This is a genomic window from Elioraea rosea (assembly GCF_007644105.1).
In the GTDB taxonomy this organism is placed as follows: domain Bacteria; phylum Pseudomonadota; class Alphaproteobacteria; order Acetobacterales; family Acetobacteraceae; genus Elioraea_A; species Elioraea_A rosea.
In genome coordinates this window covers 68,141-87,291 of record NZ_VFAC01000017.1, presented here as the reverse complement: position 1 = coordinate 87,291, position 19,151 = coordinate 68,141, and the positions used below count along the sequence as shown (strand labels likewise).

17 protein-coding genes and 1 other RNA gene are annotated in these 19,151 nt (G+C 71.2%); 2 read left to right on the top strand and 16 right to left on the bottom strand.

Annotated features, from left to right (window positions below; genetic code table 11):
• The 6 genes from ftsL to FIF60_RS12235 all read right to left on the bottom strand — a co-directional run.
• Positions 1-431: cell division protein FtsL (ftsL, locus tag FIF60_RS12260; protein WP_456305149.1), on the bottom strand; the 431-nt coding region annotated here is incomplete at its 3' end.
• Positions 431-1,372, bottom strand: coding sequence for a 16S rRNA (cytosine(1402)-N(4))-methyltransferase RsmH (rsmH, locus tag FIF60_RS12255; protein ID WP_144186371.1), 942 nt, complete (start codon positions 1,370-1,372; stop codon positions 431-433). The genes rsmH and ftsL, both read right to left, overlap by 1 nt.
• The gene (locus FIF60_RS12250) at positions 1,369-1,833 is read right to left on the bottom strand and encodes a division/cell wall cluster transcriptional repressor MraZ (protein WP_144186370.1); all 465 of its coding nucleotides are present in this window, start codon (positions 1,831-1,833) and stop codon (positions 1,369-1,371) included. Before FIF60_RS12250 ends, rsmH begins: the two co-directional genes overlap by 4 nt.
• A 313-nt stretch (positions 1,834-2,146) precedes the next feature.
• Positions 2,147-2,591, bottom strand: an RNA gene (rnpB, locus tag FIF60_RS12245) — RNase P RNA component class A.
• 35 nt (positions 2,592-2,626) lie between these two features.
• Positions 2,627-3,385, bottom strand: a complete 759-nt coding sequence (locus FIF60_RS12240; protein ID WP_144186375.1) for an N-acetylmuramoyl-L-alanine amidase — start codon at positions 3,383-3,385, stop codon at positions 2,627-2,629.
• Positions 3,382-4,176: a TerB family tellurite resistance protein gene (locus FIF60_RS12235; protein WP_144186369.1), complete on the bottom strand. Its 795-nt coding sequence runs from the start codon at positions 4,174-4,176 to the stop codon at positions 3,382-3,384. Before FIF60_RS12235 ends, FIF60_RS12240 begins: the two co-directional genes overlap by 4 nt.
• A 134-nt stretch (positions 4,177-4,310) precedes the next feature.
• Here FIF60_RS12235 and FIF60_RS12230 point away from each other — a divergent pair, with 134 nt between their 5' ends.
• Positions 4,311-7,946 carry a hydantoinase B/oxoprolinase family protein gene (locus tag FIF60_RS12230; RefSeq protein ID WP_144186368.1) on the top strand — a complete coding sequence of 1,212 codons (3,636 nt, stop codon included), beginning with the start codon at positions 4,311-4,313 and terminating at the stop codon, positions 7,944-7,946.
• Between the two features lie 39 nt (positions 7,947-7,985).
• The gene (locus FIF60_RS12225) at positions 7,986-10,898 is read left to right on the top strand and encodes an AsmA family protein (RefSeq protein ID WP_144186367.1); all 2,913 of its coding nucleotides are present in this window, start codon (positions 7,986-7,988) and stop codon (positions 10,896-10,898) included.
• 2 nt (positions 10,899-10,900) lie between these two features.
• Here FIF60_RS12225 and FIF60_RS12220 read toward each other — a convergent pair whose 3' ends face one another.
• Genes FIF60_RS12220 through FIF60_RS12175 form a run of 10 tightly spaced genes read right to left on the bottom strand, consistent with a single transcriptional unit; the run spans position 10,901 to position 19,093 of the window.
• A complete protein-coding gene (locus tag FIF60_RS12220) occupies positions 10,901-11,119 on the bottom strand; it encodes a ribbon-helix-helix domain-containing protein (RefSeq protein WP_144186366.1) in 219 nt (72 codons plus the stop codon).
• A gap of 1 nt (position 11,120) precedes the next feature.
• Positions 11,121-12,536, bottom strand: a complete 1,416-nt coding sequence (locus FIF60_RS12215) for a class II fumarate hydratase (RefSeq protein WP_144186365.1) — start codon at positions 12,534-12,536, stop codon at positions 11,121-11,123.
• Positions 12,533-13,585, bottom strand: a complete 1,053-nt coding sequence (queG, locus tag FIF60_RS12210) for a tRNA epoxyqueuosine(34) reductase QueG (RefSeq protein WP_144186364.1) — start codon at positions 13,583-13,585, stop codon at positions 12,533-12,535. The genes FIF60_RS12215 and queG overlap by 4 nt, the downstream gene beginning before the upstream one ends.
• Positions 13,572-14,024, bottom strand: coding sequence for a preQ(1) synthase (gene queF, locus FIF60_RS12205; RefSeq protein ID WP_144186363.1), 453 nt, complete (start codon positions 14,022-14,024; stop codon positions 13,572-13,574). Before queF ends, queG begins: the two co-directional genes overlap by 14 nt.
• Positions 14,021-15,151 carry a tRNA guanosine(34) transglycosylase Tgt gene (gene tgt / locus FIF60_RS12200; protein WP_144186362.1) on the bottom strand — a complete coding sequence of 377 codons (1,131 nt, stop codon included), beginning with the start codon at positions 15,149-15,151 and terminating at the stop codon, positions 14,021-14,023. Before tgt ends, queF begins: the two co-directional genes overlap by 4 nt.
• Positions 15,148-16,164 carry a tRNA preQ1(34) S-adenosylmethionine ribosyltransferase-isomerase QueA gene (gene queA / locus FIF60_RS12195; RefSeq protein WP_144186361.1) on the bottom strand — a complete coding sequence of 339 codons (1,017 nt, stop codon included), beginning with the start codon at positions 16,162-16,164 and terminating at the stop codon, positions 15,148-15,150. The genes tgt and queA overlap by 4 nt, the downstream gene beginning before the upstream one ends.
• A 1-nt stretch (position 16,165) precedes the next feature.
• Entirely contained in the window at positions 16,166-16,564 is a 399-nt protein-coding gene (locus FIF60_RS12190; RefSeq protein WP_144186360.1) for a VOC family protein, read from the bottom strand.
• Positions 16,565-16,569: 5 nt separating this feature from the next.
• Entirely contained in the window at positions 16,570-16,959 is a 390-nt protein-coding gene (locus FIF60_RS12185; RefSeq protein WP_144186359.1) for a RidA family protein, read from the bottom strand.
• Entirely contained in the window at positions 16,956-17,441 is a 486-nt protein-coding gene (locus FIF60_RS12180) for a hypothetical protein (protein WP_144186358.1), read from the bottom strand. Before FIF60_RS12180 ends, FIF60_RS12185 begins: the two co-directional genes overlap by 4 nt.
• Positions 17,438-19,093 (bottom strand): fumarate hydratase, encoded by a 1,656-nt coding sequence (locus tag FIF60_RS12175; RefSeq protein WP_144186357.1) that lies wholly within the window; start codon positions 19,091-19,093, stop codon positions 17,438-17,440. Before FIF60_RS12175 ends, FIF60_RS12180 begins: the two co-directional genes overlap by 4 nt.
• Positions 19,094-19,151: the final 58 nt, after the last annotated feature.

Sequence of the window (19,151 nt, the reverse complement as noted above, 5' to 3'; positions counted from 1 at the left end):
GGCGGCGGCAGCGGCTCCTCGCGGCGCGGGGCGATTCGGGCTGGCTTCTCCTCCGCGACGCGCGGTGTGGAGGCAGGCTGGGCCGGCGGGGCCGCGGCGGCGGCCGGCGGCGGCGTGGCCTCCGCCAGCGCCGTCGTGCCATGCGGCTGGGCCTCGGGAAGGGCCGCGATCACCTGCGGCTGCACGAGCTGGGCGGGGCGAACCGGCACGAGGTCGAGATGCCGCGTCGCGAGCGCACGAAGCCTGTCAGGCTCGTTCAGCAGCGACCATTCCGCATGCAGCACATGGATGCGCTCATGCGTCGCGGCGATGGCGCGGTTGGTTCGCGCCAGATGCTGCTCCAGCCCCTGCACCTCATGCTTGACGTTGTAGAGAAGCAGCCCGACGGCGACGGCGAGCGCAAGCCAGAACAGGGTTGCGAGGCGCAGCATCAGGCGGCCTCCGCGAGGCGCTCTGCCGCACGCAGCCTTGCCGAGCGTGCGCGTGGGTTGGCCCCTATTTCCGCCTCCGACGGCATCACCGCGCGCGGCGTGAGGAGCCGGAAACCTGGCCGCGAGGGCGCTGCTGCGAGCGCCGCGGGGTCGTGCCGCGAGGGGTTTCCGGCTCGGCCGGACACCTCAGCGAGCCGGCGCTTCACGATCCGGTCCTCGAGCGAATGGAACGACACGGCAACGAGACGCCCGGCCGGGGAGAGAAGCGACAGCGCCGCCTCGAGCCCGCGCGTGAGCTCGCCGAGCTCGTCGTTCACCGCGATGCGAAGCCCCTGAAAGCTGCGCGTCGCGGGGTCGATTCCGTCGCGCGCGGGCGGCACGGCGGAGCGCACGATGGCGGCGAGCCGCGCGGTCGTCTCGATCGGCGCTTCGGCGCGGGCGCGCAGGATGGCGCGGGCGACGCGGCGTGCGTGCCGCTCCTCGCCGAACTCGAGAAGCAGCTCCGCGAGCGGGCGCTCCTCGAGCGTGTTCACGAGATCGGCCGCCGTCGGGCCGGCCCGGCCCATGCGCATGTCGAGCGGGCCTTCCGCGCGGAAGGAGAACCCGCGCCCCGCCTCGTCGAGCTGGAAGGAGGAGACGCCGAGATCGAACACGACGCCGTCGAGCGCCGTGACGCCTTCGGCCTCGAGCAGCGACACCATGTCGCCGAACCGGCCCTCGATGAGGTGCAGCCTGCCCGGGTGGCGCGCGGCGAGGCTCGCGCCGCGGGCGATCGCATCGGGGTCGCGGTCGAGCGCGAACACGGTGCAGGGCGCGGCCTCGAGGATGGCGCGGGTGTAGCCGCCGCCGCCGAAGGTCGCGTCGAGATAGGTGCGGCCCTCGCGTGGCGCGAGATAGGCGAGCACCTCGGCGAGCATCGCCGGGAGATGCCCTCCGCTCATGCCGGGCCTCCGGCGCGGCCGCGCGGCACGGTGAGCCGCCGCTCGAGCGAGCGGGTGCGTGCATCGGCGACGAACTCGTCCCCGGCATCGGGGCGCCAGAGCTGGAAGCTGTTCCCCATGCCGACGAAGGAGACGAGGTCGGACAGCCCGGCATGGGCGATCAGCCGCTCGGGAAGCATGATCCGCCCTTCGCCGTCGGGCATTGCGGAGGTGGAGCGGGCGAACAGCGTGGCGGCGAGGTCGTCATGGTCGTCGGAGAACACGTCGAGCGTGTCGAGGGCGGAGGCGATCTGGCGGAACACGAGGTCGGGCCTCGCGTCTATGCAGGGGCGCTTGTGGTTCGGCGAGAGGATCAGGTCGCCGGCATTCATCCGCTCGAGCGCCGCGCGGAAGGGGGCAGGGACCGAGACGCGGCCCTTCTTGTCCAGCCTGTTCGTATAGGTGTCGTAGAACTGGGTCATCCAGGCTCCGACACGGCCTCCACTGCTCGCTCCACCGCCAAGCGCGGCGCCGCCTAACGCCCCGCCACGCCGTGCCACGATGGGTGGGACGAGGGCGTCCCGACGCCGCGGCTCATGGTTGGTTATGGGATAACACGGGTATCCATGGGTTACAAATGGAAACAGCCCGTCAATACGTGGGCGCAGGCGCCCGCGAGCGGTTCCGGCGGCACAACCGGCGGTCAGGACTGGCGACGTACAATATTCACGTTTTGTTCCACAATGTCGTTGCTTGAGCGGCACGAGTGCCGCGGCGCTCCTCGCATGCGAAAGACGGGTCAGGCGGCCTGTAAGCCGGGTTCTGTCCAGGGCCTCGCGGCCCCTGGACGGCCATTCCTCTGCGACGTCCGTCGCCGGACGCCTGACGCGACCTACCCGGGCGGAAAGCGCGGGAACGCGCCTGTGGCCTGCCGGTCTCCCGGCTTCCACGGTCCGCCCCTATTCGGTCTTGCTCCCGGTGGGGTTTGCCGTGCCGCGGCCGTTGCCGGCGCGCGCGGTGCGCTCTTGCCGCACCGTTTCACCCTTGCCAGCAGGCCGACAGGGCGAACCCCGGCGGCGTGATGGCGGTCTGTTCTCTGTGGCACTGTCCCTGGGGTTGCCCCCGCCGGGCGTTACCCGGCACCGTGTTCCCGTGGAGCCCGGACTTTCCTCACCCCGCGCCCTTTCGGGCCCTGCCTTCCTTGCGGAAGGGTGCGGAGCGCGGCCGTCCAGCCGCCTGACCCGGGCGTGACATGGGGCCGTGGCGGCCGTCGCGTCAAGCTCCGCGCACCCGCCCCTCTGCGAGGCCCAGAACGCGGCCGGCACGCCAGCGCGTCTCTCCGTCGGCCACGCCATCGGTCCGGTGCTGCGCCCAGTGCCTCTGGAAGGCGGTGACGGTCACCGCAAGCGTGCGGTCATGCGCACCTTCCGGCACCACGCGGTAGCCGATGCGGCGCAGCGTCTGGCGGAGCGCGCGGACGCCGGGGCCATCCTCGCCGATCATGATCGGGGGGAGCGCGCGCGCCTCCTCCGGCGCCTGGCCTGGCCAGAGGCCGATGCCGGCTTCGGCGAGCCGCTCCCAGGGGAAGCGTTCGCCGGGGTCATCCTTGCGTTCGGGCGCGATGTCGCTGTGCGCGACGACGTTGCGGGCGGGGATCGGGTGCCGGCCGAGAATGCCGCCGCAGAGCGCGATCACCGCCTCGATCTGGGCGGGCGGGAAGTCGCGATAGCCCCACTCATGGCCCGGGTTGACGATCTCGATGCCGATCGACCGGTCGTTCAGCGACAGATGCCCCCGCCACCAGGACAGCCCGGCATGCCAGGCACGGCGCGCCTCCGGCACGAGCGCGAAGACGCGCCCGTCCTCCTCGACAACGTAGTGGCTCGACACCTTGGCCGCCGGGTCGCGAAGCCGCGCGATCGCTGCCTCTCCCGTCTGCATGCCGGTGTAGTGGAGGACGAGCGTGTCGACCGCGCCACCTTCGGGCCGCGCATCGTGGTTCGGGCTCGGCGCATCGAAAACCGCGAGGCTCAGAGTCCTCGTTCCTTCTTGATGCGGTTCCAGGCGGCATTGAACTCGGTGACGCGCCGCGTGGCATGCTCGATGAAGTGCGGCGGAACCCCGCGGGCGGCGAGCGTGTCGGGGTGGTTCTCGCGCATGAGCTGGCGCCAGGCGGCGCGGATCTCTGCATCGGAGGCCGAGCGCGAGACGCCGAGCACCTCGTAGGGGTCGGGCCCCTGCGGCTCGGCACGCGCGGTGTTGCCCGACCGAGCATTCTCCCAGGCCCGTTCGTTCAGCGCGAAGCGGCGCCGCACATCGGCGAGGAACTTCTCTTCCGCGACGTTCAGGGGCCCGTCCGACCGCGCGACGGCGAACAGGCTCGCGAGCACCTCCTCGAGCACGGTGCGGTTGTCGGCGAAGGCCTCGGCGAGCTTGTCGGCGAAGGGCTCGTAGCCGGAGGCGCTGTCGCGCGCGCCGTCCCAGAGCTTGGCAATGTCCTTCGCGTTCTCGGGCGCGAAGCGGAACAGCCGCTTGAACGCGTCGATCTCCGCCCGCTTCACCGGCCCGTCCGCCTTGGCGAGCTTGGCTGCGAGCACGACGACGGCGATAGAAAAGACCGTGTCGCGGCTTCCCATCATCGCCGCGATCTCGGTCATGCGCAGCGGGTCTGGCGGGCCGAGCAGGTCGGCCGGGCTCGCGCCCGTCACGCCTGGGCCGCCCTTCTGGTCCGCCGCATGGCCGAGGGCTGCGCCAAGCACCGCGCCCATCGGGCCGCCCATCGCGAACCCGGCGACACCGCCGAGGATCTTCCCCCACACGCTCATCAGGCCGTTCCAGCAAACCCCTCAAATCCGGCCGGCATGCCCCTGCCTTGCCGTCGTCGTGCGCGAACGCTACCACGCCGGGTGGGGCCGCGCATACGCGCACGCGGCGCGAGGCAACGGGGCGAGACGAACGTATGCAGAAGGCCGTGCAACAGGCGGGCTGGCAGTTCTGGGTCGATCGCGGCGGCACCTTCACCGACATCGTCGCCCGCGCCCCCGACGGTGCGCTGACCACCCACAAGCTGCTCAGCGAGAACCCGGAGCGCTACCGCGACGCGGCGGTGGCCGGCATCCGCGCCGTGCTCGGGCTAGAGCGCGACGCTCCGATCCCGACAGGCCTCGTCGAGGCCGTGAAGATGGGCACCACCGTCGCGACCAACGCGCTTCTCGAGCGCAAGGGCGAGCGCACGCTGCTTCTCGTCAACCACGGCTTCGCGGACACGCTGCGCATCGGCTGGCAGACGCGGCCGCGGCTGTTCGACCTCGCGATCACGCTTCCCGAGATGCTCTACGAGCGCGTCGCGGAGATTCCCGGCCGCCTGATGGTCGACGGCTCCGAGCGCGAGCCGCTCGACCTCGACGCCACCCGCGCGGCGCTCGAGGCCGCGCTCGATGACGGCATCCGCGCGGTGGCGATCGTTCTGATGCATGCCTGGAAGAATCCCGGGCACGAGCGGCGGGTTGCGGCACTTGCGCGCGAGATGGGCTTCGGCCAGGTGAGCGCGAGCCATGAGGTGAGCCCGCTGATCAAGTGGGTCGGCCGCGGCGACACCACGGTGGCAGACGCCTATCTCTCGCCGATCCTCCGGCGCTACGTCGAGCAGGTGGCGGGAGAGCTCGGCGACACGCGGCTCTACTTCATGCAGTCGAATGGCGGGCTTGCCGAGGCCGGCGCCTTCCAGGGCAAGGACGCGATCCTCTCGGGGCCGGCGGGCGGCATCGTCGGCGCGGCGCGGACCGCCGGGCTCGGCGGCTTCGAGCGCATCATCGGCTTCGACATGGGCGGCACCTCGACAGACGTCGCGCTCTATGACGGCGCGTTCGAGAGGAGCTTCGAGACGCTGGTCGCGGGCGTCCGCATCCGCGCGCCGATGATGGCGATCAACACCGTCGCTGCCGGCGGCGGCTCGATCCTGCATTTCGACGGCTCGCGCTATCGCGTCGGCCCCGACAGCGCAGGTGCTGCGCCGGGGCCTGCCTGCTATCGCCGCGGCGGGCCGCTGACCGTGACCGACGCCAATGTCTGCGTCGGCAAGATCCAGCCCGCGCATTTCCCCTCGATCTTCGGCCCGGGTGGCGACCTGCCGCTCGATGCCTCGATCGTGCGCGAGTGCTTCCTCGCCCTTTCCGCCCGCATCGCGCGCGACACCGGCACGAAGTTGCGCGACCCGCGCGAGGTGGCGGAGGGGTTCCTGCGCATCGCAGTCGCCAACATGGCGAACGCGATCAAGCAGGTCTCGATCGCCAAGGGGCATGACCCTGCGCGTTTCGCCCTGCAATGCTTCGGCGGCGCAGCGGGCCAGCACGCCTGCCTGGTGGCCGACGAGCTCGGCATGGGAACGGTGTTCATCCACCCCTTCGCCGGCGTGCTGTCCGCCTACGGCATGGGCCTCGCCGACCAGAGCGCGATGCGAGAGGCCGCGGCGGAGCTGCCGCTCTCGGGCGAGGCGATGGACGAGCTTGCCGGCAGGCTCGATGCGCTCGCCGCCGAGGCGACGGCCTCGCTTGTCGCGCAAGGGGCGGAGGCGGGGCGCATCGCCGTCACCCGCACGCTGCATCTCCGCTACGAGGGAACAGACACGACGCTGCCCATCGCCTTCGGCGCGCATGCCGAGGTGAGGGACGCGTTCACCGCTGCGCATCGCGCGCGCTTCGGCTTCGCGACCCCGGAGCGGGCCCTGGTCGCCGAGGCGGTCTCCGTCGAGGCGACCTCGCCTGGCGAAGCGGTGCGGGAGGAGCGCCATCCCGCGCGCACCGAGGCGGACGGCACGCTTGCGCCCATCGACACGGTCGAGATGTTCACCGCCGGGCGGGCGTGGGAGACGCCTGTGTTCGACCGCGACGCGCTGCGTGCGGGCGACATCGTCAAGGGCCCCGCCCTGATCCGCGAGGCGACGGCGACGACGGTGGTCGAGCCTGGCTGGCAGGCGCGGGCGACGGAGGCGAACCACCTCGTGCTGACCCGTACCGAGGCGCGTCCTTCGCGCATCGCCATCGGCACGGGCGAGACGGGCGAGGGGGCCGACCCCGTGATGCTCGAGCTCTTCAACAACCTCTTCATGTCGATCGCCGAGCAGACCGGGCTCGTGCTCCAGAACACCGCGCAGAGCGTGAACATCAAGGAGCGGCTCGACTTCTCCTGCGCTGTTTTCGACGAGAGCGGCAACCTCGTCGCCAACGCGCCGCACATCCCGGTCCATCTCGGCGCGATGGGGGAAAGCGTGCGCACCGTGCTCGCGACGCGGCGCGACACGCTGAAGCCGGGCGATGTCGTTGCCCTGAACAATCCCTACAACGGCGGCACGCACCTGCCCGACATCACCGTCATCACGCCGGTGTTCGACGAGGCGGGGCGCGAGCTCCTGTTCTTCGTCGGCTCGCGCGGCCACCACGCCGATGTCGGCGGCATCACGCCTGGCTCCATGCCGCCGCTGTCGCGCACGCTCGAGGAGGAGGGCGTGCTCGTCGACAACATGCTCCTCGTCGACGGTGGGCAGTTCCGCGAGGCCGAGTTCCGCGCGCTGCTGACCGGCGCGACCTGGCCCGCGCGCAACCCCGAAATGAACATCGCCGACATCAAGGCGCAGGTGGCGGCGAACGAGAAGGGAGTGCAGGAGCTTCGCCGCATGGTCGGCCAGTTCGGGCTCGACACGGTGCGCCGCTACATGAAGCACGTGCAGGACAATGCCGAGGAGAGCGTCCGCCGCGTCATCGGCCGTCTCGGCGACGGGTCGTTCGACTACCGGATGGATGACGGTTCGCCGCTCCGCGTCGCCGTCCGCGTCGACCGCGCGGCGCGGAGCGCGGTGATCGACTTCACCGGCACAGGCGCGCAGAGGAACGACAACTTCAATGCCCCCCCGGCGGTGACGCGCGCGGCAGTGCTCTACTGCTTCCGCTGCCTCGTCGGCACCGACATCCCGCTGAACGACGGCTGCCTGAAGCCGATCACCATCGTGCTGCCGGGCGGCTCCTTCCTCTCGCCCCGGCCGCCTGCGGCGGTCGTCGCGGGCAACGTGGAGGTGAGTCAGGCGGTGACCAACGCGCTGTTCGGCGCGCTCGGCGCAATCGCGTGCAGCCAGGCGACGATGAACAACTTCACCTTCGGCGACGGCGCGTTCCAGTACTACGAGACGATCTGTGGCGGCACGGGTGCGGGGCCCGGCTTCGACGGCACTTCGGCCGTGCAGACCCACATGACCAACACGCGCATGACCGACCCCGAGGTTCTCGAGCTCCGCTATCCCGTTCTGCTCGAAGAGTTCGGCATCCGTCGCGGCTCGGGCGGGAAGGGCAAGTGGCGCGGCGGTGACGGCTCGGTGCGCCGGATCCGCTTCCTCGCGCCGATGACGGCCGTGATCCTCGCGAGCCGCCGCAACGTCGCCCCCTTCGGCCTCGAAGGCGGCGAGGACGGTGCGGCCGGCCTGCAGCGCGTCGAGCGCGTCGATGGCCGCGTCGAGGTTCTGACCGGCACCGACAAGGCCGAGCTCGAGCCGGGGGACGTGTTCGTGATCGAGACGCCGGGCGGCGGGGGGTACGGGACGCCTTAACCGCTTGTTCTCCAAGGCTCCGTCTGGCAAGTCGGAGCGGTGGGTGCCTTCCTTCGTCCTCTGGCCTGGATCTCGGCCTTCGTCGCCGCGCTCGCCGTGCTCGCGGCCTGGCTCGTGCCGCCGCGGCTCGACTGGACGGCCTATCGCGACGCGCTCGAGCAGATCGCCTCCGCCCAGCTTGGCCGCGAGTTCCGCATCGAGGGCCCCTTCGCGATGACGCTCCTTCCCGCGCCGCGGCTCGTCGCGCGCGGGGTGAGGATCGGCGAGGAGGGCGAGAGCTTCACCGGCTCTGCCGAGGAGCTGCGGCTGACCCTCGCGCTCGGTCGGCTGCTGATCGGCGAGGTGGCGGTCACGGAACTGACCCTCGTCGCGCCGCACCTGATGGTGCGCGACCTTCCCGTGCCGCTCTGGGCCGCGAGCATCCGCCCCGCGCCCTTCCTCGCCGGCACGCGGGTGACGCTCGAGCGCGGCACGGTGATCGTCGGCGGCGTCACGCTTGCCGATGTCTCGGCGAGGCTCGCCGCGCAGGGGCCGCTCGGCCCCTACACGGTCGCAGGCTCGTTCGGGCTCGGCACGCTTCCGGTCGAGGCGCAGCTCACCCTCGGGCGGGCCGGGCTCGATGGCGCGGCGACGCTCGAGGCGGCCTTCGCCAGCCGCGGCGCGCGCGTAGCCGCTTCCGGGCTCGTGCTGCATGGCGGCTTCGTGTTCTCCGGCGAGATCGAGGCGGAGGGGCCTGACCTCTCCGCGCTCCTTCCCGCGCCGCCGCTTCCCTTCCGTGCAGAGGCGAGGCTCTCCGTGGAGGGCGGGGCAGGCAGCGCCGACCAGCTTCAGCTCCAGCTCGGCCAGTCGCGTCTCTCGGGTGCGGTGTCGTTCGCGACCCAGCCCGAGCCGCGCGTCGATGTCGCGCTCGCGGGCGTTCGTTTCGTTCTCGACCCATGGATCGCGCCCTCGCGCGGCGCGCTCGCCGCCCCGCCCTTCCCCATCGGGCTCGACCTCTCCTTCGAGGCGGCCGAGATCGGCGGCGGCACGCTCCGCTCTGTCCGCGCCTCGCTGCTGATCGCCGACCAGCAGGTGGCGGTGAACGAGGCCGCAGCCGTCCTGCCGGGAGGCGCGGCGCTCGCGCTTGCCGGCGCGGTCGCGGTGGTCGAGCGTGGGCCGCGCTTCGAAGGGCTGATGGAGCTCGAGGCACCGGACCTTCGGGCCCTGCTCGCCTGGCTCGATGCGAATCCCGCCTGGGCGGGCCCCGATGCGCTCCGCTCTCTCATGCTGTCGGCCCGCATTGCGGCGGAGCCCGGGGTGCTGCAGGTCGAGCAGGGGTTCGGCCAGCTCGACGGCGTTGCCATCGAAGGCGGGGTGGTGATCCGCCCCGCCGGTGCGCCAGGACAGAGGATGCAGTTGGGCGCGGGGCTTCGGCTTGCCCGGCTCGACCTCGACACGCTGTTCGGCGGCGACACAGCGCAGCTCGGCACAAGCGGCCTCGCCGCATTCGACGCCAATCTCCGGCTCGAGGCCGATGCGGTGACGGTGCAGGGCCTGAGCGTCTCGCAGCTCGGGCTCGACGCCACCCTCGCGGATGGCAAGCTTGCGCTCCGTCGTCTGACCGCGTCCGGCATCGCGGGCGGGCAGCTGACGCTGTCCGGCACGGCCGACACGGGCGAGGCGGCGCGCATCACCGGCTTCGATCTTGCCGTCTCCGGCTCCGATGCCTCGCGCCTCGGGCTGCTGTTCCCGCGCTCGGAAATCCTCGCCGCGGCAGCGCCCGTCTGGCAGGGCGGGTTCTCGCTGCGCGCCGCCGGGCGCGCGGCGGGCGAGCAGCTCGAGATCAACGCGGTCGCGGAGCTTCTCGATGCGCGCATGGAGGCGGTCGGGCTTGCCGATGCCGGCTTCGCCGGCGCGTCGGGCCGCGTAGCGCTCCGCCATCCCGGCGCGCCACGGCTCCTCGCCTCGCTCGGCTGGGCAGACACCGAGCCGTGGCTCGGTGCGGGCTCGCTCGCCGTCGTGCTCGAGGGCGCGCTCGCGGAAGGGACCATCACGCTTCGCAGCGCCGAGGTGGTGGCGGGGCGGCTGCGCGCGCGCGGGTCAGGCGAGATCGCGCCGGCCGAGGCGGGGGGGCGGTTCCGTCTCGCTGTCGAATCGGAAGTGCTGCCCCTGCCTGGCGTGGACTGGGAGCAATCCGCGCCCGTCTCGCTCGACCCGCTCCGGGGCTGGACGGGAACGCTCGCGCTCCGCGCCGCGGCGGTGCCGATCGGCGCCGGCAACGGTCTGTCGGAGGTCGATGCCCGCGTCGAGGTGGATGATGGCGCCGTGCGCATCGCGGCGCTGCGCGGCCAGCTTCGGGGCGGGGCGCTCACCGGCTCGGCGAGCCTGCGGCCCGAAGGCGCCTTCGCCGCCGACTGGGTTCTCACCGACGCGGTTCTCGATGCGCCGCTGTTCGGCACGCCGTTCGACGTGACGGGGGGAAGCATCGGCGTGACGGCGAGCGTGCGCGGCGAGGGGCTCAGCCCGGCCGTGCTCCTCGCGACGCTGTCGGGCGAGGCGCGCGTCACGGCCAGCTCCGGCGTGGTTGCTGGCTTCGATATCGCCGCCGCGGCCGAGGCGCTGAGCGCGCCGCTTCCCGACGCCGAGGCGCTGGCGCGCATCCGCGACGCGCTCTCGGGCGGAGCGACGGCATTCGAGCAGATGGCGCTTCTGCTCCGCGCCGACACGGGAATCGTGACGATGACGGAAGGCTCGCTGCGCGCGCAGTCGGGCAACGTCGCCGCGACCGGCGAGATCGACCTCCGCGCCCAGGCGCTCGGCCTCTCGATCTCGATCACCCCCGTCGGCGGGGCTGAGACGCTGCCTGATCTCGGCCTGCGTGCGTCGGGCGCGATCGGCGAGCCGCGCCGCGTGGTCGAGACCGCCGCCGCCGCCCGCCACCTCGCCGAGCGCGCGCGCACGCGCAACCGCTAAACTTAGCCTCGTCGCAGTTCGAGGGCGTGCAGCCTGAGCGCGCTTGCGAGCGGCATGGCGGGGGTGACGCGCGAGGCGTCGATGCTGCGCACGAGCGTCGCGAGGCTCACCCCCTGGCGTGCCGCCGCTTCCTCGAGAGCGCGCCAGAACGCCGGCTCGAGCGCGACGGAGGTGCGGTGCCCGGCGAGGCTGAGCGATCGCTTCTCGAGATGGCCCGCCATGCTATCCGCCGCCGCCCGGAAGCGTCGTTCCAGGCACCACCATCTGCTCGGGCCTGATCCATTCGTCGAACTGCTCGCCGCTGACATGACCGGAGGCGATTGCGGCCTCGCGCAGCGTGATGCCTTCGGCCAGCGCACGCTTGCCGATCGCGACCGCGCGATCATACCCGATGCGCGGGTTGAGCGCGGTCACAAGCATCAGCGAGTTCGCGACGTGGCGGGCGATCTGCTCGCGGTTCGGCTCGAGCTTGTCGACCATGTTGACGGCAAAGCCTTCCGCCGCATCGGCGATCAGCGTGCACGACTGCAGCACGGCGTGGATGATCACCGGCTTGAACACGTTGAGCTGGAGGTGGGAATGGCTTGCCGCGATCGTCACGGTCGTCGCATTGCCCATCGCCTGAACGCACACCTGCGTCAGCGCCTCCGCCTGTGTCGGATTCGTCTTGCCTGGCATGATGGAGGAGGAGAGCCCGTCCGGCGGCACGACGAGCTCGGCGAGCCCCGCGCGCGGGCCGGAGCCGAGCAGCCGGATGTCGTTGCCGATCTTCATCAGCGACACCGCGAGCGTGTTCAGCGCGCCGGAAAGCTCCACGAAGGCATCGTGCGCGGCCATGCCCTCGGCCTTGTCTGGGTTGGGCTCGAAGGGCAGCGCTGTAAGGGCGGCGATGCGTTCGCAGAACACCTCGTCGAACCGCGCGTGGCGGTTGAGGCCGGTACCGATGGCCGTGCCGCCCTGGGGCAGCAGGAACAGGCGGGGCAGGGCATCGCGCAGCCGCGCGATGCCGTTCTCGACCTGGTGCGAGAACGTGGCGAACTCGCCACCCAGCGTCATCGGCACCGCATCCATCATGTGGGTGCGCCCGAGCTTCACGATCGACGCCCAATCCTCGGCGCGGGCGGCAAGGCTGTCGCGCAGGTGCCGAAGTGCAGGGATCAGCCGTTCGGTCACCGCGATCGCGGCGGCGACGTGCATCACGGTGGGGAAACTGTCGTTGGAGGACTGGCCGCGATTGACGTGATCGTTCGGGTGGATCGGGTCGCGGGAAGCGAGCGGGCGGCCGAGAAGCTGCGCGGCGCGGTTGGCGATCACCTCGTTGGCGTTCATGTTCGTCTGGGTGCCGCTTCCGGTCTGCCACACCGGTAGCGGGAAATGCTCGTCGAGGCCGTTCGCGGCGACATCGGCCGCGGCGGTGATGATCGGCCGGGCGATCGCCTCGGGAAGCTCGCCGAGCGCGAGGTTCGCCTCCGCCGCAGCCTGCTTCTGCAGGCCGACCGCTCGGATCAGCACCGGCGGGAAGCGTTCCGTGCCGATGCGGAACAGCCGCCGCGCTCGTTCCGTCTGCGGCCCCCAGAGCCTGCCTTCCTCGATCTCGACCGTGCCGAGACTGTCGGTTTCCGTGCGCGTTCCGCTCATTCCGTCCTGCCTTCCAGCCTCGCGAGCGCCCATGCCCCCGCCTCGGCCACCACGGGGTCGGCATCCCCTGCCAGCAACGCAGCGGAGGGGCGGAGGGATGCATCGGCGCTGTTGCCGATCGCGATGGCGACGTTGCGCGCCATCCGCTTCCGCCCGCTGCGCTTGATCGGCGTGCCGGCGAAGCGGGCGCGGAAGCCTGCGTCATCGAGTGCGGCGAGCTCGGCCAAGGGCGGGGCGAGGAGGTCGGCCCGTGCGGCGAGCTTCGCCTCTTGCGTCGCCCTGGCGAACCGGTTCCAGGGGCAGACGGCGAGGCAGTCGTCGCAGCCGAACACGCGGTTTCCCATCGCGGGCCGCAAGGCTTCGGGGATCGGCCCGTCATGCTCGATGGTCAAGTAGGCGATGCAGCGCGTGGCATCGAGCCTGTAGGGCCCGGGGAAGGCGTCGGTCGGGCAGATGTCGAGGCAGCGGCGGCAGCTTCCGCAGTGGTCGCCGTGCGGCGCTTCCGGGGGGATCGCCAGCGTCGTCATCACCTCGCCGAGGAACAGCCACGACCCGTGGCGACGCGAGACAAGGTTCGTGTGCTTGCCCTGCCAGCCGAGCCCGGCGGCCTGCGCAAGCGGCTTCTCCATGACCGGGGCCGTGTCCGCGAACACCTTCACGCCTGCCCCGAAGCGCCGGGCGATGAACTGCGCGAGATGCTTCAGCCGGCCCTTCAGGATGTCGTGATAGTCCCGCCCGCGCGCATAGGCGCTGATCGTCCCCACCCTTGGCTCGGCGAGCGGGGCGAGCGGGTCGTCCTCCGGCGCGTAGGAGAGGCCGAGGCTGATCACGCTCACCGCCTCGGGCCAGAGCGCGCGTGGGTCGGCCCGCTGGTCACGCCGTGCTTCCATCCAGCCCATGGTGCCGTGGTGGCCTGCGGCGAGGAATGCCTCGAGCCGCGTGCGTGCCTCCAGCGGCAGGGTCGCCGCGGTGAAGCCGACGGCGTCGAAGCCGAGGCGTATCGCCTCGGCGCGGATCCTCGGCCGCGGGTCGGCCTCAGCCGCGCCCACGGTAGGGTGCGACGCCCTGTTCCGGCACCCAGACGCCCTCGGGGGGGGCGCCCGTCTGCCAGAACACGTCGATCGGGATGCCGCCGCGCGGATACCAGTAGCCGCCGATGCGCAGCCAGGCGGGATCGAGAAGCTTCACGAGCCGCTTGCCGATGCCGATGGTGCAGTCCTCGTGGAAGGCGCCGTGGTTGCGGAAGCTCCCGAGATAGAGCTTCAGCGACTTGCTTTCTACGATCCAGGCGCGCGGCACGTAGTCGATCACGAGATGCGCGAAGTCCGGCTGGCCGGTGAGCGGGCAGAGGCTGGTGAACTCGGGTGCCACGAACCGCACGAGGTAGGCCGTGTCGGCATGCGGGTTGGCGATGCGCTCGAGCAGCGCCTCGTCCGGGCTCGCGGGCATCGGCGTCTGCCGGCCGAGCTGGGTGAGCGTGTCGGTCATGTCTCTTCCGCTTCCATCTCTCCTGCGGTCCAGGCGGCGTGCAGGGCGGCGGTGTGGTCTGCGAGGCGGTGCTCGAGGATCGCTTCGCGGAGGCCGCGCATCAGGTCCTGATAATAGGTGATGTTGTGCCAGGTGAGCAGCATCGGTCCGAGCATCTCGCCCGCCTTGAACAGGTGATGCAGATAGGCCCTGCTGTGCCGTGCGCAGGCCGGGCACGCGCATTCGGGGTCGAGCGGGCGTGCATCATCCGCGAAGCGGGCGTTGCGCAGGTTCATCTGGCCGTGGCGCGTATAGGCCCGCGCGGTACGGCCCGCGCGCGTCGGCATCACGCAGTCGAACATGTCGATGCCGCGCGCGACGGCGCCGAGGATGTCGGCCGGCGTGCCGACGCCCATCAGGTAGTGCGGCCGGTCGCGCGGCAGGAGCGGCACGGTGGCGTCGAGAACCGAGAACATCGTCTCCTGCCCCTCGCCGACGGCAAGGCCCCCCACCGCATAGCCCTCGAAGCCGATGCCGGTGAGCGCGGCGACGCTCTCCCCGCGCAGCGTCGGATAAACCCCGCCCTGGACGATCCCGAAGAGGCCATGGCCCTCTCGGGGGATGAAGGCCTCGCGCGCGCGCAGCGCCCAGTCCATCGAGAGGCGCATCGAGGCTGCCGCCTGCTCCTCCGTCGCCGGAAAAGGCGTGCACTCGTCGAGCACCATCGTCACGTCCGCCCCGAGCGCGTGCTGGATGGCGACGGCGCGCGCCGGTGTCAGCCGATGCTGCGAGCCGTCGATGTGGGAGCGGAACGTCACCCCGTCGCGGTCGATCGTGCGCAGCTGGCTGAGCGACATCACCTGGAAGCCGCCGCTGTCGGTCAGGATCGGGCCGTGCCAGTCCATCACCCTGTGCAGCCCCCCGAGGCGGGCGATGCGCTGCTCTCCTGGGCGGAGCATCAGGTGATAGGTGTTGCCGAGCACCATGCGCGCGCCGGTCGCTCGCACCGCATCGGCCGTCATCGCCTTCACGGTTCCGGCCGTACCCACGGGCATGAACACCGGCGTTGGGACATCGCCGTGCGCGGTGTGCAGGACCCCGGCGCGGGCCGCGCCATCCGTGTCCGCAAGGGTGAAGGAGAGCGTCATGCGTCGCGTTCCAGCAGCGTCGCGTCGCCGTAGCTCGCGAAGCGGTAGCCCGAGCGCAGCGCGTGCCCGTAGGCCGACATGATGCGCGCATGGCCCGCGAAGGCGGAGACGAGCACCATCAGGCTCGTCCGCGGCAGGTGGAAGTTCGTCATCAGGAGGTCGGCCACGCGGAACGCGAAGCCCGGCGTGATGTAGAGCGCGGTCTCGCCCGACCACGGCCGCACGGTGCCCGTCTCACGCGCGGCCGTCTCGATCAGCCTGAGCGCTGTGGTGCCGACCGCGACGATGCGCCCGCCTTTCGCCTTCGCCTCGGCGATGCGTGTCGCCGCCTCCTCGTCGAGCTCGCCGCGCTCGGCGTGCAGGTGGTGGGCGGTGATGTCGTCGGTGCGGATCGGCAGGAAGGTTCCGGCGCCGACATGCAGCGTCAGCCGCGCGAGGCCGACGCCGCTTTCGGCGAGGGCATCGAGGAGCCGGGGCGTGAAGTGCAGCGCCGCCGTCGGCGCGGCGACCGCGCCGGCTTCGGCTGCGAACATCGTCTGGTAGTCGGACGCATCGGCCTCCGTCGGGCCTTGGGGGCGGGCGATATAGGGCGGCAGCGCGAGCGTGGCCTCAGCCGTCGGGTCGCCTGCGAAGCGGAGCACCACCGCGCCTTCGCCGTGGTTGGCGACGACGGTCGCGGCAAGCCCATGCGGCAGCGCGAGCGTGTCGCCAGGCTTCAGCCGCCTGGCATTCCGCGCAAGCGCCGCCCAGATGCCATCGCCGAGGGGGCGGTCGAGCGTCAGCCCGATCGATGCCGCGCCGCGGCGTGCGTCGAGCTGGGCGGGGATGACGCGCGTGTCGTTGACCACGAGAAGGTCGCCCGGTGCGAGAAGCGCTGGCAGGTCGGAGACGCGGTGGTCGCCCAAGCCCTCGCCTCGGACATGCAGAAGCCGCGCGGAATCGCGCGGGCGCGCCGGCTCCTGCGCGATCGCCCGGTCGGGCAGCGCATAGTCGTAGGCCGAGAGGGAGGTCAGGTCAGCCGAGATAGGAGCTGATCTCGATCAGGTTGCCGTCGGGGTCGCGGCAGTAGACGGAGGTGATCGGCCCGAGCGCGCCATGCTTGGCGACCGGCCCGAGCTCGATCGTGACGCCGCAGGAATGGAGATGCGCGATCACGTCCTTCGCATCGACCGCGACGACGAAGCAGAGGTCCTGCGTGCCAGGCGCGGCGTCGATGCCGGAGAACCATTCGTCATGCGAGATGCCCTCCGGCCGGAGGTTGATCTTCTGCCCGCCGAAGCGAAGCGAGGTGCGCTTGTAGGGGCCGAAGGCCTCGCGCTCCATGCCGAGCACGCGCTGGTACCAGCTCGCCATCGTCTCGACGTCGCTGCAGGTGATGACGAGATGGTCCAGCCGGTCGACGGAGAAGCGCATCGGGTTCAGCCCTTCTTCGGCAGCTTCGCCGTCACCTCGATCTCGATGCGCATCGCATCGGTCTGCAGCGCGGCGTGGATCAGCGTCGAGGTCGGGCGGGCCTTGGCGAAGTGCTTCTTCATCACCGGCCAGCAGGGTGCCCAGTCCTCGCGCCGGGGGACGATGATCATGGCGCGGACGACATCATCGAGCGTGCAGCCGGCCTGGGCCAGGGCCGCGGCGATGTTGGCGAAGCACTGCTCCGCCTGCGCGACCACGTCGTCGGCGATCGTCATCGTCGCGTAGTCATAGCCGGTGGTGCCGGACACCCAGACGTAGTCGCCATCGACGACGGCGCGGGAGTAGCCGATCTCCTCCTCGAAGCGGGAGCCGGAGCTGATGAGGCGTCGCGTCACGTCGTGTCCTTTCGCGGTCGGTCGCCGTCCCGTACGAGGGAAAGCAGCAGGATGGCAAGGGCCGCGCCGATGAGCAGGGCATGACCGGCATGGCTCGCTTCCCACTGGCTGCGCCAGGCCGTCCAGTCCGGCGGCAGGGTTGCCGCGGTCCAGCCGTTCAACGCCGCGTTCACGGGCGCGGTGAAGAGGGCCCACAGGACGAGCCCGGCCACCACGAGGGCCGCGGCGGTGGCGGAAGTCTGCCAGGCCCAGCCGCGCCGCCATTCGCGAAGCGCGAGCGAGCCCGCAGCGAGGGCCGCACCCGGCTCGGCCAGTGCCGCGACGGGGGCGAAGGCGACATAGAGGTTCTGCTGCACGGCAAGCCAGGTCGGGCCATCGAGGCGAAGCTTGCCCCAGAGCTCGAGCGGATGGCTCGCCACCATCGCGAAGGTGACGATCAGCAGCCAGAGCGTGACCAGCCTGTGCGTGCGCAGTCCGCTCACTCGAGCCCGTCGTAGAAATCGTTGCCCTTGTCGTCGACCACGATGAAGGCCGGGAAGTCCTTCACCTCGATGCGCCACACGGCCTCCATGCCGAGCTCGGGGAACTCGAGCACTTCGACCTTGGTGATGCAGTCCTTCGCGAGACGCGCCGCCGGGCCGCCGACGGAGCCGAGATAGAACCCGCCATTGTCCCGGCAGCTCTCCCGCACAGCGCGCGAGCGGTTGCCCTTGGCGAGCATCACGAGCGAGCCGCCCGCCTTCTGGAACTCGGCGACGTAGCTGTCCATCCGCCCCGCCGTGGTCGGGCCGAACGACCCGGTGGCGTAGCCCTCCGGCGTCTTGGCGGGGCCGGCGTAGTACACGGGGTGGTTCTTGATGTAGTCCGGCAGCGGCTGGCCGGCGTCGAGCCGCTCCTTCAGCTTGGCGTGCGCGATGTCGCGCGCGACCACCATCGGGCCCGAGAGCATCACCCGCGTCTTCACGGGAAGGCGGGAGAGCGCGGTGCGGATCTCGTTCATCGGCCTGGTGAGGTCGATGTGCACGCTGTCATTGCCGAGATGCTCGTCGGTCGTCTCGGGAAGGTACTTCGCGGGGTCGGTCTCGAGCTGCTCGAGGAAAACGCCCTCGGGGGTGAGCTTGCCGAGGATCTGCCGGTCGGCCGAGCAGGAGACGCCGATGCCGACGGGGAGCGATGCGCCGTGCCGCGGCAGGCGGATGACCCGCACGTCATGGCAGAAATACTTGCCGCCGAACTGCGCGCCGATGCCGAGGCGGCGGCTGATCTCGAGCACCTTCATCTCCGCCTCGAGGTCACGGAAGGCGTGGCCTGCGAGCGAGCCGTGGCTCGGCAGCGCGTCGAGGTAGCGTGTCGAGGCGAGCTTGACGGTTTTCAGCGTGAGCTCGGCCGAGGTGCCGCCGATCACGATCGCGAGGTGATAGGGCGGGCAGGCGGAGGTGCCCAGCGACTTCATCTTCGTCTCGATGAACTCGTAGAGCCGCTTCTCGTTCAGGATCGCGCGGGTTTCCTGGAACAGGAAGGTCTTGTTCGCGCTGCCTCCACCTTTGGCGACGAACATCAGGTGCATCTCGTCGGCATGGTCGTCGCCCGGTGCGGCCATGATGTCGAACTGCACGGGCATATTGTTGGCGGTATTGACCTCGTCGAACATCGAGAGAGGCGCCATCTGACTGTAGCGGAGGTTGGTCTCGGTGAAGGTGCGGAACACGCCGCGGGCGAGCGCCTCCTCCTCGTTGCCCTCCACCCAGACGCGCTGGCCCTTCTTGCCGAACACGAGCGCGGTGCCCGTGTCCTGGCACATCGGCAGGATTCCGCCTGCGGCGATGTTGGCGTTCTTCAGGAACTCGAGCGCGACGTAGCGGTCGTTCGCCGAGGCCTCGGGGTCGTCGAGGATGGCGCGGAGCTGGGCGAGGTGGCCTGGTCGCAGCAGGTGGCTCGTGTCGCGGAAGGCCTGGGAGGCGAGCGCGGTGAGCGCGTCGGGAGCAACCGTGAGCACCCGCCTGCCTGCCGCCTCGATCGCCTTGACGCCGCCCACGTCGAGCTTCTTCCAGGGCGTGGCGCTGTCGCCAAGCGGATACATCGGGCTGTAGGCGAATGCGCCGGTGGCAGCGGCGCGCGTGGCGGGCGCGTTCATGCGCGTCTCCCTCGCTCCAGGGTCGGATCGCGCGGCTTATGGCATGGGCGGCCCCGTG